Origin of the sequence: Chitinophaga sp. RCC_12, assembly GCF_041360695.1 — a bacterium.
Lineage (GTDB): Bacteria > Bacteroidota > Bacteroidia > Chitinophagales > Chitinophagaceae > Chitinophaga.
This window is the reverse complement of sequence record NZ_JBFUPS010000009.1, coordinates 195,146-220,908: the sequence shown is the minus strand read 5'-3', so window position 1 is coordinate 220,908 and position 25,763 is coordinate 195,146. Positions and strand designations below refer to the sequence as shown.

Here is a 25,763-nt window from a genome sequence, read left to right as displayed (position 1 = left end):
AATACATTTACCAGCCCGGTGTTTGCGCGAGGGCAGACGATTTCATTTTCTCCGCCTGTGGTATCGGGTACCAGTACATCTTTGGTTGAAACACCCGTCCTTCCACTTCTGCTTTTTCATAGGTAAAAGTATTAGCGTTCACACGGGTGATGTTTACACCATACACCGGTGTATTGAACAGTGCCACGCCGAGTTCCCAGCGGCGCACGTCCCAATAGCGGTGTTCTTCAAAGGCCAGCTCCACCCTTCTTTCATTGCGCACCTTATCACGCAGGGTGGCGGTGTTCCATTGACCTGCCAGCAACAGCGGCATCTTAACGGACGCCCGGTCACGTACCTTGTTGATGGCTTCAAGGGCTGTTAAGCCAAAACCCTGCGGATCCTGATCCGGGCCGTATGCCTCGTTCATGGCTTCCGCATAATTGAGATAGATTTCACCAAGGCGGAATAGGATCCAGGTGTGCACGCTGGTTTTATTCTGTACCAGGTCAAGGTTTTCATCCACATACTTTTTCAGGTAATAACCTGTTTTGGTGGCACGGTCTACTCCCCTGCCTTCGCGGCCGCCGGTAAATGCTTCCACGGCGCGGCCTTTCCACTGCGAGTTATTAAGGATCACGGTCATGGCTAAACGCGGATCACGGTTATCGTACGGATGCGCCGCCTGATCCGGATTACTCCAGTTAAAAGTGCTGCCGTCGGTCATTTCATAGGCATCTACCAGGTTTTGCGTGGGCGTGGTGCCACTGCCGCCGCCATCGTAACCGATGGGATAGTTGGCCCGTTCAAAGCCATTGCCAGGTGCATAGCGGTGTGCAAAAATGATCTCTTTGCTGGTGGTGCTGCGGAACAGTCCACGGTAATCATTTTCCAGCTGATACGCATTCAGGTCAATCACCTCTTTTGCTGCCTTTGCAGCGGCTATCCATCGCTCCTGTAAATGTCCTTTGTTATTGAGACTGCTCGCATAATAAAGCAGCATACGGCTTTTCAGGGCCAGTGCCGCGCCTTTGGTAGCCCTTCCCAGATCGTTATCGGGCACTGTTACCGCCAGGTGCGCAGCAGCAGAATCACATTCCGACGTGATAAACTGCACGCATTCATCATAGGTATTGCGGGGCAGGTTGAGGCTGTCCGACAAGGCTAGTGTTTTAGTAATGAGCGGTACGCCGCCATAGCGGGTTACCAGTTCAAAATAAAAGTAGGCGCGCAAAAAGCGGTTCTCATAACGCCAGCGCTCCAGGTCGGCTGTCATGTTGCGGTAGGTTTGCTGCGCGGTGGCGTCAGGGTTCAGCTTATACATGTTGAGGTCCACATTACCGGATTGCTCCAGGTAAAGATTGGTGCGGCGTATAGCCGTATAAGTGGTATTCCAGTTATCATCCGGATTTATGTAGGGGTTCCAGCTGCCGTTATTGTAACGTTGAATGGCGCTGCCTTCCCAGGTAAATTCTGCGTCATCGGTAGCGGCATCGAGCATGGCATTATCCAACCGGTTAAAGCCATCTGGCAGAAAGCCGTAGGTACCAATAAGGAAATCGCGGGTTCTGGCATAAGAAGAAAATACTTCATCTTTCGTCAGCTCTGTGCTTATCTGCCTGTCCAGGAAATCTTTCTTACAGGATGCGGTGATGAGTGTAACTACTCCTGTAAGAAATAACCAAAACTTATATTTCATAACTTGAAATTTTTTGTTGAGATGATGATCATAATTGCACCCGTACACCAGCGTTCATGGAACGCATAGCAGGATATCCGCTGAGTGTTTCAGGATCAGCAAAATGAATATGGTCCAGTGAAAACACATTGGTAGCGTTCACATACAGCCGCAGTTGCTGCATCCTGATGCGCGACAACAGCGAGGCCGGGAAAGTGTATCCCAGTTCAATGTTGCGCAGTTTTATAAAGCTGCCGTTGCGCTGCCAGAAGTCTGTGGAGCGGTAGTTGTTATCATTGGCTGCAGTAGTAAGCCGCGGATAGGTAGCGGTAGCGGCAGTTTCCGGCGTCCACCGGCCCATCGCAATGGGCGCTGCTTTTGCATCATTTACAAAAGCCCATACCAGCGGACCGGATAACATAATGCTGCGGTTGGTAACGCCCTGGAAAAATGCATCCAGGTCAAACCCTTTGTATTGTACGCCTAGGTGCAAACCGAAAGTCCACTCCGGCAATACGGGTTTACCAATAGCTACTTCATCATAAATATCGATGATGTGGTCGCCGTTCTGGTCTTTGTATTTGATATCGCCGGGTTTTACCGGTGCAAAGATCTGTTGCGGGCTGTTGTTTACATCTGCCTCATCTTTAAAGAACCCGATAGCCTGTAAGCCAAAAGGCTGCCCGATGCTTTGACCGGTGCGGTTAAGATAGGCATAGGGCTGTTGCGCTTCTGCCATATACAATATTTTATTCCGGGCAAAGGCGGCGGAGGCAGTAGCGAAATAACTGAAGCTGCGTTTTACTTCGCTCTGGTATCCCAGTTGCAATTCAAAGCCCCTGTTCTGTACGCTGCCTACGTTTTCGGCTGGCAGTCCCACGCCTATATAGCCGGGAACAGCGCCATATCTTTCCGCCAGGATATCTGTTCTTTTCTCGTCGAAGATATCGAGCATCAGGCTAACTTTATTATTCAGCAGCGAGGCATCTATACCAATATTGGCCCTGCGGTCTTTTTCCCAGGTAATACCGGGATTAGCGAGACTCCCTTCATCCATACCACCGGCATAGTGATTATCCGTGCCAAAGTAATATCCTCCTCCGCTGTTGTAATACTGGCTGTAAGGAAACCGGCGTCCGCCCACCTGGTCGTTGCCCACCTGGCCGTAAGAGGCCCGTAGTTTCAGGAAGCTGATCCAATCTGCCTGTTGCAGGAAGTGTTCTTCAGACAAGATCCATCCGGCGGATATGGCAGGGAAAAAGCCAAAGCGTTTGCCTTTGGGGAAATTTTCGGAACCGTTGTAGCCAAAGGAAAAATCGCCGATGTATTTTCGTTTATACGCATACGTTATCCTGCCGGCGGTACCCTGATGTGCATAGGGAACGTTATTACCGGATATGGTATAAACATCCTGCTGGTAAAGCAACAACGCATCGATGCTATGATCACCGAACGTACGGTTATAGGTAAGATTATACTGGGTGTTGGTGCGTCTCCACTGGTCGTTCACCCCATCGTTTTCCACGATAGTGGTGTTATCACCAAACTTGTTGTAGATGGTGTCTCCTGCCGGGTTTCTGAGTAGCTGAAATACGGCGAACTGCTTGGTTTTATCGTCATTTCCCTGGAACCAGTTATTGAAAGATACTGCTGCACCGGCTTTTAATCCCGGTGTAATCTGATCCAGGACATAGCTGAGGCGCATGGTCGCCTGCAGGCTGCGGGCATGTGTAGTAGCTACGCCACGGCCCAGCACCAGTCCTACAGGGTTGCCGCGGTATACCGAGGTGCCGCCGTAAGAGTTATCGGGATTGCGTACAGGGAATGCATTAGGTGGTATCAGCATCATATTGTTCCATATGTCCGGGGCGCCAACGCCGGGGTAGCTGCGATCCTCCACCCTTCCGGCCAGGTCCAGCGAAGTGCTTAAGCGCCGCGTTACTTTAATATCCACGTTGGAGCGGAAGTTATAACGCAGGAAATTGGCGTTGGAGCTTTCTTCTCTTTTTTTATCTGTGTTCTTATACAGGCCGGTATTCTTCAGTACATTCAGTGATACAAAGTAGGTAGCGTTGCTGTTGCCGCCGGTGAGGTTCAGGTTGTACTCCGACATGGGCGCGGACTTCTTCAGCACTTCATCATACCAGTTTACATCCGGATGAAAGTATTTATCGTTGCCGCTTTTGTAAGCATCCAGGTCTGCGGGTGAGTACTTATCTGTTTTGCTTTCATTCCGTAATGCCTCGTTGTAGAGAGTGGCGTAGTCGTATGACCCGAGAAAATCCGGCAGCCGCTGCGGGCGCTGAAAACCGGTTTGCGCGCGGAAGGAGATTTTAGGTTTGCCGTTGAAGCCTCTTTTGGTGGTCACCAGCAATACGCCATTGGCGCCCCGGATACCATACATAGCAGTGGCGGTGGCATCTTTCAGCACGGTGATACTTTCTATTTCGTCTGCTGCCAGCTGATCGAAAGGACTTTCAAATCCATCTACAAAAGTAAGGAGTCCTGACCCTCTGTACGAGCTAACGCCGCGTATGGTCATAGACGGCGCATCATAACCTGGTTCACCGCTGCCCTGCATAACGGTGAGCCCTGGTATACGGCCATACAGGCCATTGCTCAGGGTGGCGGCGGCTGATTTCCGTAACACGTTGCCGTTAACCCGTCCATAGGCGCCGGTTACTTTCCACCACGCCTGTTCTCCATATGCCACAGGCACCTGCCGGGAGGTATCCGCTGTTGCCGAGGTAGAGTCGGCAGCAGATTGTGCCAATGCTGCAACGGATAATAGTGTGCCCGTTGCCGTTAGCAAAGCTGTTCTTTTTATTTTATATATGCAGTTCATTGTTTCAGTATTGAAGTTTACAATCGGGCACGGTTTACCAGCCTGGGTTCTGGATCATGTATTGTTTGTAGATTTCCACATTGGGGAAAGGATACAGGTACATTTTATCGTTCCACACCCTTTGTTCAAACACTACCTGGTCGAAATGAAATTCACTGCTGCCCGTAATAGGTTTTAATCTCAGGCCATACATCTTTCCATTCATCACCCCTTCGTCGCCGGCAATTTTCCAGCGGCGTACATCCCAGAAGCGATGCTCTTCAAATGCCAGTTCCACAGCGCGCTCATTTCGTATAGCCGTTCTCATTTCTTCTTTTGTTTTACCCGAAAGTGCAGGCATGCCGGAGCGGGCGCGTACCGTGTTGATGGCGGTATACACTTCCGTAACGGGGCCTTGCGCTTCGTTCAGCGCCTCTGCATAGTTGAGATAAAATTCGGCGAGGCGGAATACGGGCCAGTTGATGGTAGCGCCGTAGGTAGACCAGGTAACGCTGCGGGGCAGGAACTTATGCAGCCACTGTCCGCCGCCGCGGTCGCCGCCATGCAGGGCAGGTTTGCCATCTGATTTGATGTACATCTGCACGGCTCCTATTTCACTGTTCCAGTTGGCGCCGTTGTATCCTATTGATTGTGCAAAGCGGGGGTCCAGCGAAGCGTACATGGCATTGGCGTTATCGCCGGATTCCGGCCAGGTTTGGGCGCCACCGGTTTTCTTTTCATACAGTTTCACGAAGTTCATTGGCACAGAAATACCATACCAACCTCCGTACATATTCACGGGCATGGTGAAGTTGAAATAGTCGCCATAAATGCCCCACCAGCCGCTCGATTTATTCGCGAGAATGATTTCCGCATTATCCGGTTGCGACCACACGTACTCATAATTCTTATCCGCGCCAAACTCGGTGATCAGGCGGCAGCTGCCGGTGGGCGCCCAGTCGAGCACCGCTTTGGCGGCATCTGCAGCTTTCTGCCAGCGGGCAGCGTCGTAGTTATGATAGCCCACCAATGTAGCGGTGGCGTCGGTAGTAGCTACATACGGGGTGGCACTGTTGAACAACGGGCTTGCTGCATACAACAGCACGCGCGATTTCAGTGACAGCACCGCGCCTTTGCTGATGCGGCCCCGGAGGAAACCTTCCTGCGCAGGTGGCAGACCGGTTACAGCAGCATCACAATCGGCCACGATGAAATTGATACAATCTTCCAGTTTGTTACGCGGCAGTTTCAGATCATCGCTGTTGAGCAAACGCCTGTCTACAATAGGTACGCCGCCATAACGCTTCACCAGTTCAAAGTACTGCAGGGCGCGCAGGAAACGCGCTTCCGCTTTCAGTTGTGTTTTATATTCCGCGGAGGCATCTGGCACGCCGTCGATGCGCTCCATAAAAATATTGGCCTTGCGGATGGCTTTATAGTGCGTATTGAAATCATCTTCCGGGTTATCGTTGGCGTTCCATTGCCCTTCGTTAAAGCGGTTGGCGCCTGGCCAGCTGTCCGCAATATCGCCTTCATCACAGGCCGCCGCCAGCACACCGGCTACAATGCCGCCGCTGCTGGAAATACTCCAGCCGGTAGGTAACCCCGAAGGCATGCTGTTGCCATATACATCATACAGAAATGTTTCTGCATTCCTGATCTTTGAAAAGATAGTATCTTCTGTAATATCCACTGATGGCGGCTTCTCAAGAAAATCCCTTGTGCAGGAAAAGAATGCGCCCAGCAGCAGACTTAATATGATATAGTATTTTACTTGTTGCATAGTTTGTATTTTTTAGAACTGCAGATTCAACCCCACGTTGTATACCTTTTGTTGCGGATAAAACTGGCCGCGGCCATCCGGCGCTTCCGGGTCGTATGTTTTCAGGGACGACCAGGTAACGAGGTTCATGCCATTGGCATATACCCGTACGCTGCCGATCTTCGCGCGTTTCAGGATGCCCTCCGTAAAGGTGTAACCCACTTCCACGTTCTTGAGTCGCAGGTAGCTGGCATCTTTCAGCCAGTAGCTGGAACGCTGATAGTTGTTGCCGGCAGGGCTTTGCGACAAGCGGGGAAACGTGATGTTTTCACCAGCCTTATACCGTTCTTCGTTCCAGCGCTCCATGTGTACCGACATTGCATTGCGCCAGTCGGTGTCAAATGGCCATGCCGCCATTTGCTCCAGGTATACGGAAGCTTTGCCGGCTCCCTGGAACAGCACCGAGCAATCGAATCCTTTATAGGCTGCGCCGAAGGAGAAACCATAAATGATTTGCGGGAGCTGCGAGTAACCGATGGGCATCTGGTCGTCGTTGTTGATGACGCCATCGCCGTTTACATCTTTATAGCGGATGTCGCCGGGCTGGAGGGCATCCCTGCCGTTGGCGCCGGGCGCATAGGACGACTGTGGTCTTTTTGTATCATTGATCTCGTCCCAGGAATTGAACAGCCCTTCTGCCACCAGGCCAAAATACTGACCTACCGGGTTACCGGTTTCGTTTTGATAGGCGTATAAGCGCGGCGCTTCATCTTTAAATTCTATTTTATTACGGGCAAAAGAGTAGTTCGCTTTTACCCAGTAGTTCACTTTGCCAACATAGTCGTTGTAGCCGGCATCCAGTTCAAACCCTTTGTTGCTAACCCTTCCCAGGTTATACGCCGGCAGGTCGCTCACCCCTACAATGCCCGGCACGGCGCCGCGCATAGCCAGGATATTATTACGCTTTTCCTGGAAATAGTCGCCGGTGAAAGACAACCGGTTATTCAGCAATTTCATTTCAAGGCCGATGTTGGACTTCTTTGCTCTTTCCCAGGTGATATCCGGGTTACCGAGTTTGCCTTCGTAAGAACCGCCATACCATTGGTAGGAGGAACCTACTTCGCCGAAATTGTATCCACCGCCGTATGCGAAAGAAGAAGGAAGGTAGAGGAACCGTGAGCCGCCATTGAAGATATCGGAGAGTTTATCATTACCCACTTCTCCATAAGATCCTCGTACTTTCAGGAAGGTGAGGTATTTATTTTTTGGAAAGAAGGGTTCATCAGAAGCCACCCAACCCAGGGAGTAAGCAGGGAACCAACCAAATCTTTTGCCCTCAGGGAAGTTTTCAGAGCCGTTATAACCCATATTAAACTCCACCAGGTAGCGGCTTTTGAAGTTATAGGTCACACGTGCCGCCATTCCGAGGTAGGCGTTGGGCACTTTATAGGTGAGCGTAGGCGCATAGGCTTTACTCTGATTATACAGCAGTAAGCCGGTAACGTTATGCGATCCGAAACTGCGGTTATAATCCACTGCCAGCTCACCATATATTTTGCGGCGTTTATCGTATCCTTCGCTGAAGCCGAGGGTGGTTTCTTCGCCCTGCGGCACATAGAGGATATTACCGGCGTTGGCCGGGTCTTTTACGGCGAGGTAGGTAACATTGTTTTTAGAGCGCCTGATAGAGTGGCTGTACCAGCTATCGTAAGCGATGGTACCACGGGCCGATAATCCAGCCGTTATAAAATCCAGTTTGTGGTTCAGGATAACGGAAGAATTCACATTGCTTTTAAACAATTGCTGGTAGCCTGCGTTCAGCATGGTCAACAACGGGTTCCTGCCATTTACGGCGCCGGAAATCGTGACCAGCTTACCATCCACAATACCGGGGCTGCTGAAAGGATTGGCCGACAGCACATCAAAGAAGATATCGCCGGCAGATTTGGCCGGGTAGTTCTGGTTCTCTACTTGTCCGCCGAGGTTTACTTTTACGGTGAACAGCGGGGTTACATCAAAATCGAAATTAGAGCGGAAGTTATACCGTTTGTATTTTGGGTTGGCACTGAACTCGGGGTTATAGTCGGCATAGCGGTAAGCCCCGTTCTGTTCAAAATAGCCGCCTGAAATAAAGTATCTCGCCAGCGAGGTACCGCCACTGATATTCAGGTTGTGCTGTGATTGAAGGGAATAAGGTTTCAGCATCATATCGAACCAGTCGATGCTGGGATGAAACACCGGGTCCTTGCCGGATTTAAACAATTCCAGGTCCTCTTCTGTAAAATAAGGCTCCTTTCCGTCGTTTTTGAGCGCTTCATTTTTCAGGGTGGCATACTCATAGCTGCTCACCATTTTGGGCAACTGGGTAGGGCTTTGCCGGCCCAGGTTGGAAGTTAAGCTCAGCTTGGGAGGCCCCATTTTGCCGCGGCGGGTGGTGATCAGGATTACGCCGTTGGCGCCCCTCACCCCATATACCGCTGTGGAAGAGGCATCTTTCAGGATATTGATGGTTTCTATTTCGTTGGGATCTATCTGGTTAATGTTGGAGCGTTCAATTCCATCCACCATGATAAGCGGATCCGACCCGGAGCCGGCATCCAGTGTACCGATACCGCGGATCTTCAGGCTGGAACCATCCTGGCCCGGTTCACCGCTGCGTTGTACCGCAATAAGGCCCGGCAGGCGGCCCACCAGCATATTGGATACGTTGGCAACAGGGGATTGTAACAGGTCTTTTGTACCGATGGACGCCACAGCGCCGGTAACGGTTACCTTTTTCTGCACGCCGTATCCCACTACCACCACTTCCCCGAGGTTCTTTTCGTCCGGCTGCATCTTTACATTTAAAACTGCTCCGCTGCCCAGCGACACTTTGCGGGTAATGTACCCGATACAGGAGAAGACCAGCACCCGTTTGCCTTCCGGCACATCGATGCGGTAATTGCCATCCGAATCGGCCGAAGTGGATTTCTGGGTGCCCTCCACCACGATGGTAGTGCCTATCAGGGCGCTGCCTTTTTCATCGGTTACCTTACCGGTAATGATGACGCCGGCCGGTTTAACGGCGGCAAAGGTAAAGAGAGGTAATGAGGTCAGGGACAGGAGGACAACATAAGTTATCCGTAAAAAAGACCGCACACTACAGTAGCTTTTTTTCATAACGTTGGGTATTGACTTTTGAGAATGACGTGGCTGTATGCCCCGCATTACATTGGTTGACAGGGGTAAAATTCGGATGAATCATCCTGAATCATGGGGGAGAGATTCGCCTATTTAGGGGGAGAAATTGGGAATAAGGTGCTAATATTCAAGGGATTTTGATTCCGGGAGATAGCAATTCGCATTTCTATCTCCCGAAATTCATACCTGCTTCTGGTTATCAAACTTTTTACGGTATTTCCGGATATAGGCAGATGGGTTCATCTCGAACACCTTACAAAATTGCTCCCGGAAATACTTCACGTCATTAAATCCTACCTGGAAGGCGGCCTCATTTACATTGCACCCGGTATTAATGAGCAGTTCTGCCGCTTTCCTCAACCGGATGAAACGGATAAACTCATTTACGGAGTGGCCGGAAATGGATTTCACCTTTTTATAAAGGGTGGAGTGACTGATCCCTATTTCGAGCGCGAACAGTTTGATGTTGAAGTCGGGGTTATCGAGATGCTTCTCGGTAACAGCAATACAACGGTGCAGGAACTCCTTGTATTCTGCTGATATTTTCTGGTTGCCGGTATTCAGCGTGATTTCCTTGTAAAAATATTGCTGCAGGGTGTTGCGGCTGCGGATAATATTGGTAATGCGCGCCACGAAGAGGTCTTTATCAAATGGCTTGCTGAGATAGTCGTCGGCCCCGCCTTCGATGCCTTTTAATTTTATTTCGGGAGAAGAACTGGCCGTAAGCAATACCACGGGGATATGACCCAACGCCGGATCCGACTTTATCTGGCGGCACAATTCAATACCGCTTTGTCCTTCCATCAGCACATCGCTGATAATGATATCCGGCAGGTGACGGCTGGCCAGCTGGTAGCCTTCCCCTCCTTCTGATGCTTCATAAATATTGAAGGTAGCCTTGAAAATACTTTTGATGTAATCGCGTATCTGGCCATTGTCGTCTACAATGAGCATGCTGGGGCGGGGCGACAACAACACGTCCAGGGTATCTTCGGCAGCAGCTTCTTCTGCTTCCATCAGTGCCAGGTCATCTTCTTCCACCAGTTCTTCCAACAGGGATTCCATCCCGGCGGTTTCTTCGAAAATCGTATAGCCCTGCAGGTGATCCCTGCCCTTTTGCAGGGTAATCGTAAAGGTGGTACCGTTGCCCGGCTCACTTTCATATGCCACGGTACCTTTATGCGCCTGTACAAATTTTTTCACGAGATATAATCCTATACCGAAGCCATTTTTCAGGGAGGTATCTTTTTCTGATACCTGGTAAAAGCGTTCAAAGAGTTGATTGCCTACCTGGCCGGGGATGCCGCAACCGCTGTCTGCAACGCGGATGACAATACCTTCGGGGAGATCCGACAGCGAAAAATGGATGCTGCCGCCGTCGGGCGTATATTTAAAGGCGTTAGACAACAGGTTAAACAAGGCCACTTCTATTTTCTCGCGGTCGGCATATGCCATTACCTGTTCTGCGTTACAGGTGAAGTCGAACTGCAGTTTCTTCATGCCGGCCTGGTGAGTAAAGCAGAGATATACTTCCCGGCAGATAGCGGCCATGTCCAGCGGTACAATTTTCAGCTGATCTTCTTCCTGGTCGGCTTTTCTGAACAGCAGGAGCTGGTCTACCAGGCTCAGTAAGCGGCGGGCATTGCGGTATACGATGGTGAGGTCCTTGCTTTCGATCTGCCGGCCATCACTGTAAAGGAGTTCTTTTACGGGATTGATGATCAGCGTGAGCGGGGTCCGGAATTCATGCGACACATTGGTAAAGAACGAGAGCCTTTTCTCATGCACTTCTTTTTCTTTTTCCGACCGGATATGCGACAGTTCTATTTCATACCGGAGGCGAGCCTGCCTGCGCTGGTAAAAGCGATAGGCGTATAAAAGGCCACCGGTGAGCAATGCATATATGACGTATGCCAGCCAGGTGCGGTACCAGGGAGGCAGCACTTTAATTTTTATGATGCGTTCCTGCGGGTTCCAGATGCCATCTGCGTTGGTGCTTTTTATACGGAAGGTGTAATTGCCTTCATGCAGGCGGGTATAGTTGGCGGTTCGTTGTGCGTTCACATAGTTCCAGTCGTTATCCCAGCCCTCCATATAATATGCATAGGCAATCTTATCGGGGGAAGAGTATTCCAGCGCTACATAGTCGAGGGAGAATACGGCCTTATCATAGGGCAGCACCAGTTCATCAAGATAACTTAGCGACTGGTGGCTGCTTTTGGTATGTTCCGGATCATAGGGCGTATTGGAAATACGGAGCCCTGCGATGAGCAGCGGCGGGAAATCGTTTTTCTCCGCGATGGTGGCGGGGTCAAAAATGTTAAACCCTTTGATGCCGCCAAAAAGCAGTTCTCCGGACGACAGGCGCAATGATGCGTTGTAGTTGAACTGGTTGCTTTGCAATCCGTCGGACTCATAAAAGTTTTTACATTGCCCGGTGGATGGGCTGTAGCGGCAGATGCCGTTGTAGGTACTCATCCACAGGTTTCCTTTGTTATCTTCTTCAATGTTCAGCACCGCGTTATTGGGCAGCCCTTCCTGTTCCGCGATGGTAGTGGTTTTACCCGTACGGCGGTCAAACTGCACGAGTCCACCTCCTTCGGTACCTATCCAGAAATGGTGGGCATTGTCTTCACAGATTGCCCGGACGTTGAAGTCCATATTATAATACTGGTGCTGCCGGTTTTTCGTATCCGCTTTTATGAGCCTGTTGAAAGTGCCGAGCCAAAGGTCGCCGGCTTTATCTTCCGCGATGGTGATAATATCGCGAAGGCCGGGATCAAAACACTCGAAGCGGTTGGCGGTTTTGTTCAGACGGTAGATGGTGCCTCCCATGCAGGCGCCCGCCCATAGGTTGTTTTGGCTGTCGAGATAGAGTTTCCAGATGAACTTATCTTCATAACCATTAAGACTGCACGGGTATTTTTCAAAGGTATGTGTTGACCTGTTGTAGCGGTTGATGCCGCCGCCGAAGGTGGCCACCCAGATATTATTATCCTGGTCTTTTACGATACTGGTAACATTATTATTACTGAGTGAACCGGGGCTGTTGGCTTTGTGGACAAAGGCGGCATAGGAGTTTTGTTTCCGGTTCCATACAGAGATCCCGCCGCCGTCGGATCCTATCCAGATATCTTTATTATCATCTTCACAAAATGAAAAAGCAAAATTCGCTGCGGGACTATTACCCGGTAAGGGATTAGGGGTGATGGTAGTAAACCGGGATTTCTGTTTATCAATAATATTAATGCCTCCGCGCAGGGTACCGATCCATTTGCGTTGGTCACGATCTTCATACACTGCGTATACCGCGTTGCTGGTAAGGGAAGATTTATCTTTACCGGTTTGAAGTTGCCAGGCAGTATCTTTTTGTGCGGGCATTACAAAAATACCATCTCCATCGGTGGCGACCCATAGCTGCCGGCTGGCGTCAATCGTTAAGCTGATCACTTTACTATCCTGCTGTCGGGTGGCCGCTAACGACCGTGAAAGGTTATTGGTGGCTGGATTGTAAAGGTAAACACCTTCGTCGGTGCCCATCCATAATTGCCCGGAGGCATCGGCGATCAGGCAATTTCCTCTTTTCTGTTGTCCGTTTACTAATATGATCTGCTGTTTATCTTCATCGTAGCGGCAAAGTCCTACGTTTTGTACAATGAGCCAGCACTGGCCGTGGGCATCATTCACAATAGCGGGAACGTTGGTGTTGACAATGGTGTTGACGCCTGTCAATGGAATTTGCCGGGCGAGGTTGCCGGCTGGCGGGTAAACAAGGAAACCATGGTTGGCGGTACCCATCAGCACCACTCCTTTCCGGTTGGTGACGATGGTATATACTTCTGAAGAAACGGGCAGGGTGTCGCCTTTTGTCCAGCTGCGGTAATACACCGGCTGAAATACGCCTGTCGGACTATTCAACCGGTTCGCGCCATGTTTGGTACCTACCCACATATAGCCTGTAGAATCTTCCGCGATGGCAACGATGCGGTTATTGATCAGGGAGTTCGGCACTTTGAGCTGTTGCCGGCTTACTTTGAAGCTATAGCCGTCGAAGCGGTTTAGTCCATCGTAAGTTCCAAACCACATAAAACCATACCGGTCTTTATGTATGCAGGTAACGGAGTTATTGGACAGTCCCCGCTCAATGCCGAGATGACTGATAGGCTGTTGCTGTGCCCGCGCTTCACTGCGTATGAGCAGCATTGCCACGACCAGGGATATTACGCTACCGAGAATATGAGTACGTGAATTGGTATAGATCACTGCTTTCTTCTTTGAAGATGCTGTTTAATAGGCCTCTTCAACTAAGGTAGCAATTAAATGTAAACCTGACAATAATCAGGTCACCTATTTCCGGCGATGCCGCATCAGAACATGGTACCAAACACGTGGTCCCACAGCGTAGAGCTTACGCCAAAACCCAGTTCCTCGTTTTTATAGTGGTGCAGGTGATGGTTACGCCACAAGGGCTTCAGCCATTTGAAAGGTGGCGCCCAGGCGTGGATGGCGTAATGCATGCTTCCGTAGGCGAGGTACCCGGAAATGAAGCCCGGGAAAAATACCCAGGCGGCGTTGTGCATCAATAAATAAAAGACAGCAAAAAGAAAGGAAGAAATGATAAGGCTTGGCACGGGCGGCATAAACAGCCGTTGGCGGTCGCGCGGATATACATGATGATTGCCATGCATGGTATAGGTGACTTTTTTGGCCAGCGGATGTTCGCTGACCCAGTGAAAGATAAACCGGTGAGCGAGGTATTCAAAGAGTGTCCAGCCGGTTACGGCGACCAGGTAAATTGCGCCAATTTCCCACCAGGAATAATGTAATGAAATACGGCTGTAGTATATCATGTAGCTGATTACGGGCAGATACATCCCGAAGATAATGATGGGATGGGTTTTTGTAAGGAACTCCAGGTACCTGTTACTGAAAATCTGCGCCTGACCTTTGTTGTGTACTTTTTCAAATTTCATATGCGGCTGTTTTATGCGTAGCATCCGCCGTAAAAATGCAACAGCAAAGGTTTACGGCCATCTATTTTATCATGAGCTGCAGATCTAAGGGGTTGAATTGTTGAAAAAAGGGGTTTACCCGGAGGAGCACAGCCGGCTATTGTTACGTTTGAATTTCATAACTTTGGCGCTATGAAAGCAAAAGAAAGTGTAGCCTCCTTTTTTGAATTACATGGAAAGGAATATCCAAGCGGGCAGTTCAGTGTAAACCGGCTGGAGGAATTTGGCTGCAGTGCTACCAATTTGCCTTCCAACAGGAGGGATTTTTATAAGATCTCGCTCATTATACAGGGCGGTGGTATTTTATCTTATTCAGATAAAAGTATCCGGATAGAAGGCGCCTGTCTTTCTTTCATGAACCCAATGATCCCTTATTCCTGGGAACCCACTACCAACGTGCAAACCGGCTATTTCTGCCTGTTCCGGGAAGACTTTATAGATGCGCATTTGAAGAACGGGAGCCTTGCGCAGTCGCCGTTGTTTAAAACCGGCGGCAATCACATCTTTTTTCCTGATAAAGAGAAAGTGGATTTTTTGCGGCAGATATTTGAGAACATGCTGCGGGAGATGAATTCCGGTTATGCCAACAGGCAGGAATTGCAGAAAAGCTATGTGCAGATCATTATGCATGAAGCGCTGAAAATGCAGCCACCTGAAAGCTATTACCAGGCGGGCAATGCCTCCCAGCGGATCAGTGAATTATTTATCGCTTTGCTGGAAAGGCAGTTCCCTATTGATCCGCCCCACCAGGTGATCCGGCTAAAAAATGCCAATGAGTTTGCCGAACATTTATCTGTTCATACCAATCACTTAAACCGGGCGTTAAAGGAAACCACCGGGAAAACCACTACCGAGTGGATTTCGGAGAAAATAACCGCCGAAGCAAAAGCGTTGCTGCTGCACAGCAACTGCGATATTGCGGAAATCGGTTACTGCCTGGGCTTCGAGCATGCTTCCAACTTCAACATCTTCTTTAAAAAACAAGCTGGTCAAACGCCTAACCAGTTCCGGAAGGCAACTGTTTCCATTTCATAACTACCTGTTTGATTCGCATAATTCCGGGAGTACGGTGCCGGCTATCTTTGTGTCATAAATAAAAAATATATGGCACAGGAAGCATTAAAAGACAAAGTAGCCCTGATTACAGGAGGCACTACCGGTATAGGTTTGGCAACGGCTGAATTATTTCTGCGCAATGGCGCAAAAGTGGTGATTGCAGGACGCCGGGAAACGGAAGGGCAAAAAGCTTTACAGCATTTACAACAAATCAGTTCCGATGTACATTTTATTGCGGCCGATGTATCGCAGAGTACTGTTGTGCAAAAGCTGGTAGCTGATACCGTGGCGCGTTTCGGGCAACTGGATATTGCTTTTAATAATGCGGGTATTGAAGGCCGGTTTGGGTTGATTGAAGATACGCCGGAAGAAGAATTTGATAAGGTGATCGGCATCAATTTAAAGGGTGTGTGGTTATCCTGCAAATATGAAATTGAGCAATTCAAAAAACAGGGTACCGGCGGTGCAATTGTAAATACCTCGTCCTGGCTGGCCCGCGGAGCGGGAGCTGGTTCGGGTGTATATTCCGCCAGCAAAGCGGGTACCGATGGCCTGATCCGGGCGCTGGCTATTGAGACTGCGGCAGCGGGTATCCGGGTAAATAATATTCAGCCGGGTTATATCCACACGCCGATGTTCGACCGGTTTTTCCCTACGGAGAATGCGGAAGCTTTACAGGAGCCTTTTAAGAAACATGCGCCCATGGGCCGTTTTGCGAAACCTGAAGAGGTGGCTGAACTGGTGTTGTGGCTGAGCAGCCCGGCAGCCTCATTTGTTACCGGGGAAAGTATCCTGGTGGATGGTGGTTTGGCTATTGGCGGTCAACGGTTATAAGCGTCAGGGGGCTGTCTTTACCGGCAGCCCCTTGTTATACCAGCATCGACGGCGCCACGCCAAACGTCTTTTTAAAAGCAAAAGAAAAATGTGACAGGTCTTCAAATCCTACTTCCAGGTATACATCCGATATCTTTCTTCCTTTTTCCTTGATGAGATAGTAGGCTTCCTGGAGTCGTTTCTGTTGCAACCAGCGGCTGGGCGAGGTATGAAAGATCTTTTCAAAATCGCGCTTAAAGGTAGCCAGGCTTCTGCCGGTTAAATAGGCAAAGCGTTTCATTTCTACATTGAAGTGATAGTTTTGCTGCATAAAAGCCTCCAGGTCTATTTTGCCTGGTTCTGTAAAATCGAAGAGGATATTTTTGAGTGCCGGATCTACTTTCAGCAGGATGAGGATGGCCTCTTTCATCTTCAGCGCAAACAGGTGATCGTTGCCGGGTTCATTCAGCTTTTCGTAAGGCTGTAAGGAGGCTACATAACTTTGCAGCAGCGGATGGGCTTTCAGCTCCATCACGGTTTCGCTGTCCACCTGTTTATCGGCTGCATAGCCATATTCCATACTGAAATTGCGCAGCGTGGTTTCATCGAGATAAACGGAGATTGTTTTAAACTCACCATCTTCCGGTGGCTGTTTGAAGAATTTGAGCAGTTTATTCCGTCTGCAGAAACGGAAAGTTCCCTCATCAAAAGTTTGATTGCGTTGTCCATCGTTGAATGTGATAGCCCCCGCGATCTGGTAACTAAAAACGTGTACCGGAACAAACTGTTCTCCTTCCCTGCTCCTGTTTACGTAACAGGAATAAACAATTTCCTTCGACATATTATAGAATGATGGTTTTCGGTTCTACATATTCTTCCAATCCATATGCGCCAAATTCCCTTCCGATACCTGACTGTTTAAATCCTCCGAAGGGCGCCAGTGGATCATGATGCAGCGTATTAATCAGCACCCGTCCTGCTACAATTTTTCCTGCGATATCCTTTGCTGTCTTTTCGTTGGATGAGCTGATGTACGCCATCAGGCCGTATGCCGTATCATTAGCGATATCGATGGCTTCTTCGATTGTTTTGTAAGTCATCACCGACATCACCGGTCCGAATATTTCTTCGCTGGCGATCCGCATGTTCCGGGTAACGCCGGTAAACACGGTTGGCTGCACGAAGTTACCCGCTTCCAATCCTTCGGGATGTCCTGTACCGCCTGTGAGCAGTTCTGCGCCCTGGTCGATGCCCAGTTGAATATACTGCTGCACGCGGTCGTATTGTTTCCTGCTTACGAGCGGGCCTATGGTCGTTGTTTTGTCCATAGGGTCGCCAACTTTCACGTTTGCCACCGCTGATTTCAGCAGGGCTTTTACTTCTTCCAGCCTGGCTTCCGGTATCAGCAGCCTGGTGCCTGCGATGCATGCCTGCCCGTTGTTCATAAAGCAGGCAGCTACTGCCATCGGAATGGCTGTACTGAAATCGGCATCATCGAGGATGATATTGGCCGACTTGCCACCTAGTTCCAGTGTGACCCGTTTCATGGTATCTACGGCGCCGCGTGCGATCATTTTTCCTACTGCTGTAGAGCCGGTGAAAGAGATCTTTGCGATACCGGGATGCCGCGTGATTTCTGCGCCTACTACATTGCCCAGGCCATTGACGATATTGAATACTCCCGGCGGCAGTCCTGCTTCATGAAGCGCTTCTGCCACGATCTGCGTTTGAATGGCGCTCATTTCACTGGGCTTGATAACAGCAGTACAACCTGCCGCGATAGCGGTAGCCAGTTTATTGCAAATATAGCTGGCATTCGCATTCCAGGGCGTAATAATTCCAACAACACCCAATGGTTCCATGACCACATCCGAGGTGCCTGCTTTGCGGGTGAAGGAGAAATCTTCCAATACTTTTTTATAGTGAAGAAAACTATCTGCGGCCAGTTGATTGCTGGCGAGGGCCCGTTGCGCAGGAGCGCCGTATTCGGTGATGGAGGCTTCCACCAGGTCGGGCACTCTTTTCTGCATGGCGTCGTGTAGGCGTTGGAGGTAGTTGCTCCGTTGTTGCACCGTCGTTTTTGAAAAGATAGTAAAGGCGGCTTTTGCGGCGGCAACGGCCCTGTTGACATCCGTTTCATCGCCCAGTGTTACCGTTCCTATTTGTTGATTGGTAGTGGGGTTGATGAGATCGAAGGTAGTGGCGCCATGTGGTGTTACGAAGGCGCCGTTGATATATATCTGGTTTATTGTTTTCATGTTATTCGGCTGTTTTTGTGGCGAATTTATCTGCTGCGGTTGTTCCGAAGAAGTCGACGGCATCATCGTGATCAGTGGAAGTACTAACGGGCAGCCACTTTTCAAATTCCGCCTGTCGCGCGGCATCCGCCTGTTTTAAAATTCCTGCGGCTTCGCTGCCCAGGATGAGATGCACAGGTGGGGCGGGATGGTTTGCCAGATCCACCATTACTTTGGCGGCTTTTTCAGGATCCCCTACCGGCACATAGTTGCCTTCGCGGAGGTATTTTATCATCCAGCCAACGGTAGGTTCATAATCTTCGATGGGTGTTGCGAAGGTCATGGATGCGCCTCCCCAGTCGGTACGGAATCCGCCTGGCTCCACGGAGGTAACGAAGATGCCCAGCGGCGCTACTTCTTTGGCCAGGGCTTCGGTGAATCCGCCGAGGCCGAACTTAGCCGCCTGGTAGATGGTGAGGCCGGGGTTTCCTACACGGCCGCCTATGGAGCTGATCTGGAGGATGCGGCCCGCGCGTTGTTTACGCATGTGCGGAAGTACCGCCCTGGTGATAGCGATGGGTGCGTAGAGGTTTGTTTCCAGCTGGCTGCGTACCTGTTCTTCTGTGAAGGCTTCTGCCGCGCCGGTGATACCAAAGCCGGCATTGTTTACCAGCACATCAATTTTACCGAAGTGTGCGATGGCTGTATCTATTGCCTCTTCGATCTGTTGGTTGTTTGTTACATCGAGTTGTATGGGAAGGAGCTGGCCGGGGTATTGTGCGGCGAGGTCATTTAGTTGTGCGGGGGTGCGGGCGGCAGCGGCAACCTGATCGCCCTGGGCGAGCACTGCTGCTGTAAGACTGCGGCCGAGGCCCCGGGAGCTTCCTGTGATAAACCAAACTTTTGTCATGGGTATTGTTTTTTGTTTAGACAAAGGTCGGGTGGAAATTACTGCCGGATTTTGTTGCAGGGCTCAAATATAGTTTGCCAGGAAGCTCAGGTATTTCTTATTTTTTCCAGTACTGCGGCGCTGCCTTTTCCCAGTCGCCTTATAATAATAATGGTTTCCGATACACTGATTGGCAGGTAACGGACATCCTGCTTCTCCCGGGCGCAGATAGTACCTGAAGAGGGAGTGGGCGCCGAAGGAAAGAATATAGAGCAGTAGTGTTCTGTTTCATCTACCACAAAACAAATTACTTCATTACCATCTATCAGCACAGCAGCCGGCTTCCAGTTAGAAGCCTGGCTACTGGTAAGTTTGTCGGTGGAGAGTGCCTGCAGATAAGAATATCCTGGAATATGTACCAGGATATCATCTTCCAGGATCCTTTTAAAACGCCGGGCAATGCCGGTGTGCATAAAGATCCCTGCCAGGAAACAAAGCAGCAGGAGAATGAGGATGGTTAGCAGCGTTTCTTTCCCGATGCCGGGGACCTGAACAGGTAGCTTGTGTGCAATGGGGACCACCACCCGCTTTATGAGGCTACCTGCTTTCACAATTACTGCTATCAGCACAAACAGGGGGATCAGTAATAACAACCCTCCTACAATGGTTATTTTTATATAGTGGAAGAAATTTTTCATTGTGCACCATCTTCTACCTGTACCACTTCATACTGGCTTTTGCCGTCGAGATTTACCGGCTGGTAGTAAGTTTCTCCTACTTTGACGTAGGTTTGATCTCCTACTTTTACTTCTTCGCCACCGGCGGGCAGGTTTTGCACAACGGCTCCGGCAGGTGGAGATACAACGGTATACTTGCTGCCATCCTTCTCGTAATATGCCCCGCCATAATAATAGTTAGTGACATTATTTACTACTACCGGTTGTGCGCCTGAAGGCACCGTAGTGATAGTAGCTCCCACCGGCGCCTGTACAACAGTGTAGCCATTATTGGCCTGCTGATACCACACGCCCTGGTCATAATGATACTTTGCATTATTGATGCTCACGATGATGGCGGTAGTAGCCAGTGTGGCGATAAAGAATCCCCATGGATGCCATACTGGTCCCCATGCATAGGGCCTGTAGGGGTGGTAATAGTAAGGATGGTAGGAATAATATCTTCGTCCGCCGTAAGCATATGGCGGTCTGCGGTAGGTGTTGATATTGTTGCGCCTTACGACCGTATTGCGGTTGTTATGTGCATTGATATCCCTGCTGTTATCGACATTGATGTTTACGTTTCTGCGACTATTATTTACGCGGTTACCGGAGTTATTGACACGGTTGCCGGAGTTATTATTCCGGTTAATGTTATTCCGGTTAACGGTGTTGTTTTGCGGGCGATTGGCCGGTCGTGTTTGCTGCCGCGTGGGCCTTGCCGTTTGGGCGGGTCTTGCTGTTTGTGCAGGTCTTGCTGTTTGTGCAGGGCGGGTTCTGGCGGGTGCTTTCTGAGGTGTACGTGCGGGCCTGTTCCTTGCCGGTGCAGCTCCTCCCCGTCTCCTTTCCTGAGCAAAGCCCTCAAATGGTTGTATGGCAGTAAAGGAAATAAACAATAACCATATGGTAAAGTTCCTGATAGCTTTCATATGTGTGGTTTAATAATGAGGGAAATGTTATTTTCAGGGTACCGTCCTTTTATAACACCGGAAGTGATCAATTTGTTAACGAGGTTTTGCGGGGGGATGTAAATTGGGGAGAAGAACAGCTTCCCGTTTTCCCCCACCCTGAAACGGATGGAGGAAAGGGAGAGCCTACCACTTGATTGCGCGCCCATGCAACCGGAAGTGGCAAAGTGGGTGTTTGGTTGGTTGGGTTATTTAATGGATGAATGAAATTCTTATTCCATGCGATTGCCTCCTTCAATATATGGTATTGAATCAATGTCCTGTCAACCGGAAATAAATAATGAATGTAGCGACTACGGGATTTCGTTTTTTAAAAGATAATGGATTTGTTGCTTTGATAATGTTTGGTTATGATTTAGCGCTTCGGGATCAAAATTAGGGGATTTGTTTTGAACGGTCGTGTGACAAATGTCAATAAATTATTTTTGATGAAGATTTTATTCTTGAGAGAGTTTCCCTTGAAATCCCAAGATAAGAGGCAATATACGCCGATGGAACTCTCTTGATCAATTGCGGATGATTCTGCAGCAGGAAGTCATATCTGTCAGAAGCCTTCTGCTTTCTCATTGCGAGTAAACGTTCTTCACTTCTACAGTAATAATATTCAGTAAGCTTTCGTCCGATAATATTAAACTCGAGGGAGTGCGCGTAAAGATACATGAGATCATCATAATGAATGTACGCCAGTTCACAATCTTCCAGCGCCTCAATTGCTTCATGACTTTTAGTTCTTTCAAAGAAAGACAAAACCGATACGATAAAATCGTTGTCCATCATGAACCAACTCGTAACATCCTCTCCGTCCTTGTCATAGTAAGCCCTTAACAGCCCTTTTGATACGAAGAACAGATGATCACAAACCTTCCCTTGCTCTAATATTGTTTGTTTCTTTTTAAACTCAGCAAACTGTAGCCTACCTGATATTTCAACTTTCAAGTCGTCAGAAATAGGACCTAGCCGTGAAAGTAAAGCGAATAAGGCCTCCATTGTGGTCAGTTATTTTGAGGTGAATAATAATTTGGATTATAAATATAATAAAAATCAGAGCAACGCACCTATTCCATCAACCCATAAAATCTACTCATTTACAATATAATCCTGTAATTTTACCACCAAAAAAAATACAGATTGACACGTTAGCCCTGTGCTATTCCACAAACAGAGAATAGCAGAAAATAATCTTAAATGAAAGACCTTTTGTACCGGGTCAGCTTTTCTGCCATCACCCGGATGGCATTGGGTATCGCTCTTTTGTTCACAGACCCTTTGTCTGTGGCGTTCAGATGCCTTATTGTTGTCATTTTTTTATTACCGGTGATCAGGTATATTCTTCATGCGTGGCAGCAAACGGAAATGGACGTTTTTTTCACCGGCTACCCGAAGCTGGGAGTAGTAAGTCATTTTTTTATCCTTGCCGGCATAGCAGTGTTGTATGTATTGGTGTTAGCGCATGTACTTGAGATTTACACTACCTCCTATTTCTGGTGGATACTCATCATCATTGCACCTGCGATAGGCTGGTATCTTTTGTTTGGTAAGGATCCTGCTCCAACAGAAATGCATGGACATAACAAACGGGCATTGTTACGGACATTGGCCTTTTACATCATTCCCTTTTTCTTTGCCGTTAATTATGCATTCGACTTCTCCACGCCCACGGTTACAAAATATTACATCACCCGCAGCGATCATACAACCCATGTCTTTAACGATCCGGATATTAGCGAAATAGACATCTATTACTTTTACCTGTTGCCCGCGGAAAGTATGACCGGCCCCACTCGTTGGCAGACCGTTCCCGCTAATGACTACTATGGCGTTAAAGACTATGGTCCTTACAAAGGTAAGGATAGTGTAAACTATCTCGTAATGGATAAGTGGAAGGGACGTGACAGCGCAGCAGTGGCTTTCAGGGAGCGTTTCCAGCTCGAATTACTCCCTACAAATGTATTGCCTGTACGGCAAACTGTTCCCTTCAGCTTATACAAGCGGTTTAAAGATGGAGACTATCTGAATAAAGAAGAACACCGCGGCCTGTTTGAAATTCAATGGGTCAGCTATCATTAATTTATACCCCTACTCCGCCTTCAACGACCTCACAGGGTTCATCCTCGCGGCCTTCAGCGCCAGCACACCTACGGTAAGTAAAGCGATAATCACCGCCCCCAGTCCTGCCAGGCCGAACGTCCACCAATGGATATCCACCCGGTAGGCGAATCCATTCAGCCAGCGGTGCATGCCCCACCAGCCCAGCGGTGTAGCTATCAGGATGGCAATTAATACCAGTCTAATAAAGTCGCCGGATAGCAGGCCGACGATACTCGTGATGGACGCACCCAGCACTTTGCGGATGCCGATTTCTTTCAGCCGTTTTTCGGTGGAGAAAGTGGCCAGGCCAAATAAACCAAGACAGGCAATGAATATAGTGAGTGTGCCAAAAGCCGCAAAAATTTCTCCGAAGCGGAGGTCTTTCAGATATTGTTCATTGAAAGCCTGGTCCAGGAAGCTGTATTTGAATGGCCTTTGTGGCTCCAGCTGATTCCATGTTTGTTCCAACGCTGAAATAGTCTTGTTTATCTCCGCCGTTTTAATACGCAGGGAAAGCCGGTTCAATTCATTGGAGGGCGCCATTCTTAACGCCAGCGGCTCTACTTTTTTATGCAGCGACTGATAATTGAAATCTTTTACAACGCCGATAACGGTACCTTTACGGCCCCATTGCTCAAAGTTCTTCCCGATAATTTCCTGCGGGCTGGCATAGCCCCATTGTTTCGCAGCAGCTTCATTAATGATCATCGACTGCTCCAGGTCTGCCGGGAAATCGCGGGAGTATGCCCTGCCTGCGGCCATCTTTATTTCATATGCCGGTATAAAATCTGCATCTATTTCATACAGCCCCGGACCAAAAGGCTGCATTTCACCACTGGGCGAAGCAATAACGGTATGTGCGTTGGGAAAAAATTCTCCTGGCACTGCACGGGAAGCTGTTATGGCTATCACCGCCGGATTATTGGCTAGTGTGGCCTTTACGGCTTCTATGTTCTTATTCACTTCATTATCGCCACCATAGTCAATTACCAGCATCTGGTCCTGCCGGAAACCCAGGTTATGCGACCGCAAGTGATCGAGCTGGGAAAACACGATGGCCGTACAGGCAATCAGTGCAATGGATAAAGTAAACTGGAATACCACCAGCCCCTTTCTCAGCTGGATACCCTTCCCCGAGGAATAAAATTTTCCTTTTAACACAAGGGCCGGCTTAAAACGCGACAGCACCAATGCCGGGTAAATACCGGCGGGAATCCCTACAAAAAAAGGCGCCAGTATTAAAACAGTTATCATCTGCCACGACAGCAGGTCAACAAATGGCAACGGCTTTCCGGATATATTACGCACCATCGGCAATAAAACAAATACCAGCGCAAATGCCAGCACAGTAGCCAACATGGAAATCACCACAGCTTCTACAAGGTATTGCAGGATTAAACTCTGCGGATGCGCTCCCACAGCCTTTCGTACGCCGATCTCCTTTGCCCTTTCCATAGACCGCGCCGTAGTAAGATTGATGAAGTTAATAGCCGCAATGAAAAGAATGAAAGCGGCTACCAGCGAAAAAATACACACATTTGACAAACTCCCGGTAGCTCCGGGCTGCCGCATTGCCTCCGAACGCAGATAAGCGTTTTTCAACGGTTCAAAAGCAATAGCATAGTTAGTTTCATTAGGAATATGCCGTTTTAAAAATTCAGGCAACTTTCCCCGCATCATGTCGATATCAGCATTTTCATTCAGTAAGAAATAAGTGTAGAAATCAATATATCCCCATTCATTAAAGATCTCGGGCCTGATGCGATAAAAAGTACTCATCGACAATAATCCTGAAAACGTAAAGTGAGAATTGGAAGGCACATCTTCCATCACCCCCGTAACTGTTAACGGATTATCCTGATCGGTTTTAAACACCTGCCCTACCGGGTTACTATCTCCAAAATATTTCTTTGCAGTACGCTCGGTAAGCACAATACTGTTAGGCGCTTTTAACGCTGTTTCCCGGTTACCGTATATCAGCTTCCAGCTAAAGATATCAAACATGGTAGAATCAGCGAATGTCAGGTTGCTTTCCTGGAACCGTTTATCGCCATGTTGCAGTAACAAGGTAACCGGGCTGGTGAACCTGGCTGTCGTTCTTATTTCCGGGAAATCCGCCTGTAAAGCTGGCGCTACTGGCGCATTGCCCCATACCTGGTACTCCTCGGCTGTTGGCGGGGGCAACTTCTGAGCAGATTTTTCGCGGTACGCATGCAGTACCCGGTAAATTTGATGGTAATTTTTATGATATCGGTCGTACGACAATTCATCTTTCACATATAACACAATCAGGATACAACAGGCAATACCAACGGTCAGGCCAATGATATTGATCAAAGAGTACATTTTACTCCGGGAAAGGCTCCGCCAGGCAATTTTAAAATAGTTGCAGATCATAATTGCGTGAATAACGACGATATATTATTTAAATAGCTATACCTGGCGCCCAAAATAGATGCCACATAGCAGAGCCCGTACCATAGCGGATTTTAAGAAGCCAGCCAGCTCCTTTTTGTTCAAAAATGAACACTTTTCTGTAAAAATGAACATCCCGATTATTA

16 protein-coding genes are annotated in these 25,763 nt (G+C 48.9%); 3 read left to right on the top strand and 13 right to left on the bottom strand.

Features of this window, described 5'->3' with window-relative positions; genetic code table 11:
* Positions 1-7 precede the first annotated feature (7 nt).
* The 6 genes from AB6805_RS24315 to AB6805_RS24290 all read right to left on the bottom strand — a co-directional run bounded on the left by AB6805_RS24315 (position 8) and on the right by AB6805_RS24290 (position 14,396).
* Positions 8-1,678, bottom strand: a complete 1,671-nt coding sequence (locus AB6805_RS24315; protein ID WP_370912054.1) for a RagB/SusD family nutrient uptake outer membrane protein — start codon at positions 1,676-1,678, stop codon at positions 8-10.
* A gap of 28 nt (positions 1,679-1,706) precedes the next feature.
* A complete protein-coding gene (locus tag AB6805_RS24310; protein WP_370912053.1) occupies positions 1,707-4,502 on the bottom strand; it encodes a SusC/RagA family TonB-linked outer membrane protein in 2,796 nt (931 codons plus the stop codon).
* Between the two features lie 34 nt (positions 4,503-4,536).
* Entirely contained in the window at positions 4,537-6,264 is a 1,728-nt protein-coding gene (locus AB6805_RS24305; protein WP_370912052.1) for a RagB/SusD family nutrient uptake outer membrane protein, read from the bottom strand.
* A gap of 12 nt (positions 6,265-6,276) precedes the next feature.
* Entirely contained in the window at positions 6,277-9,402 is a 3,126-nt protein-coding gene (locus AB6805_RS24300; protein ID WP_370912051.1) for a SusC/RagA family TonB-linked outer membrane protein, read from the bottom strand.
* A 201-nt stretch (positions 9,403-9,603) separates the two neighbouring features.
* Positions 9,604-13,626: a two-component regulator propeller domain-containing protein gene (locus AB6805_RS24295; RefSeq protein ID WP_370912164.1), complete on the bottom strand. Its 4,023-nt coding sequence runs from the start codon at positions 13,624-13,626 to the stop codon at positions 9,604-9,606.
* A 164-nt stretch (positions 13,627-13,790) separates the two neighbouring features.
* On the bottom strand, positions 13,791-14,396 hold the full coding sequence (locus tag AB6805_RS24290; RefSeq protein ID WP_370912050.1) for a sterol desaturase family protein: 606 nt from the start codon (positions 14,394-14,396) through the stop codon (positions 13,791-13,793).
* A gap of 171 nt (positions 14,397-14,567) precedes the next feature.
* Here AB6805_RS24290 and AB6805_RS24285 point away from each other — a divergent pair, with 171 nt between their 5' ends.
* On the top strand, positions 14,568-15,470 hold the full coding sequence (locus tag AB6805_RS24285; RefSeq protein WP_370912049.1) for a helix-turn-helix domain-containing protein: 903 nt from the start codon (positions 14,568-14,570) through the stop codon (positions 15,468-15,470).
* 69 nt (positions 15,471-15,539) lie between these two features.
* Entirely contained in the window at positions 15,540-16,325 is a 786-nt protein-coding gene (locus AB6805_RS24280; protein WP_370912048.1) for an SDR family NAD(P)-dependent oxidoreductase, read from the top strand.
* A gap of 34 nt (positions 16,326-16,359) precedes the next feature.
* Here the strand turns inward: AB6805_RS24280 and AB6805_RS24275 are convergent, their stop codons facing one another.
* The 6 genes from AB6805_RS24275 to AB6805_RS24250 form a co-directional block, all read right to left on the bottom strand.
* Positions 16,360-17,145, bottom strand: coding sequence for a helix-turn-helix domain-containing protein (locus AB6805_RS24275; protein WP_370912047.1), 786 nt, complete (start codon positions 17,143-17,145; stop codon positions 16,360-16,362).
* A gap of 1 nt (position 17,146) precedes the next feature.
* Positions 17,147-18,562: an aldehyde dehydrogenase family protein gene (locus AB6805_RS24270; RefSeq protein ID WP_370912046.1), complete on the bottom strand. Its 1,416-nt coding sequence runs from the start codon at positions 18,560-18,562 to the stop codon at positions 17,147-17,149.
* A gap of 1 nt (position 18,563) precedes the next feature.
* The gene (locus AB6805_RS24265) at positions 18,564-19,451 is read right to left on the bottom strand and encodes an oxidoreductase (protein WP_370912045.1); all 888 of its coding nucleotides are present in this window, start codon (positions 19,449-19,451) and stop codon (positions 18,564-18,566) included.
* Between the two features lie 86 nt (positions 19,452-19,537).
* Positions 19,538-20,128 carry a hypothetical protein gene (locus tag AB6805_RS24260; RefSeq protein WP_370912044.1) on the bottom strand — a complete coding sequence of 197 codons (591 nt, stop codon included), beginning with the start codon at positions 20,126-20,128 and terminating at the stop codon, positions 19,538-19,540.
* Positions 20,125-21,075 carry a DUF6515 family protein gene (locus AB6805_RS24255; protein WP_370912043.1) on the bottom strand — a complete coding sequence of 317 codons (951 nt, stop codon included), beginning with the start codon at positions 21,073-21,075 and terminating at the stop codon, positions 20,125-20,127. The genes AB6805_RS24260 and AB6805_RS24255 overlap by 4 nt, the downstream gene beginning before the upstream one ends.
* Before the next feature lie 450 nt (positions 21,076-21,525).
* A complete protein-coding gene (locus AB6805_RS24250; RefSeq protein WP_370912042.1) occupies positions 21,526-22,101 on the bottom strand; it encodes a Crp/Fnr family transcriptional regulator in 576 nt (191 codons plus the stop codon).
* A gap of 198 nt (positions 22,102-22,299) precedes the next feature.
* On the opposite strand from AB6805_RS24250, the gene AB6805_RS24245 reads away from it, so the two are divergent.
* Positions 22,300-23,181, top strand: coding sequence for a hypothetical protein (locus tag AB6805_RS24245; protein WP_370912041.1), 882 nt, complete (start codon positions 22,300-22,302; stop codon positions 23,179-23,181).
* Between the two features lie 9 nt (positions 23,182-23,190).
* Here AB6805_RS24245 and AB6805_RS24240 read toward each other — a convergent pair whose 3' ends face one another.
* Positions 23,191-25,548, bottom strand: a complete 2,358-nt coding sequence (locus AB6805_RS24240) for an ABC transporter permease (RefSeq protein WP_370912163.1) — start codon at positions 25,546-25,548, stop codon at positions 23,191-23,193.
* Positions 25,549-25,763 lie beyond the last annotated feature (215 nt).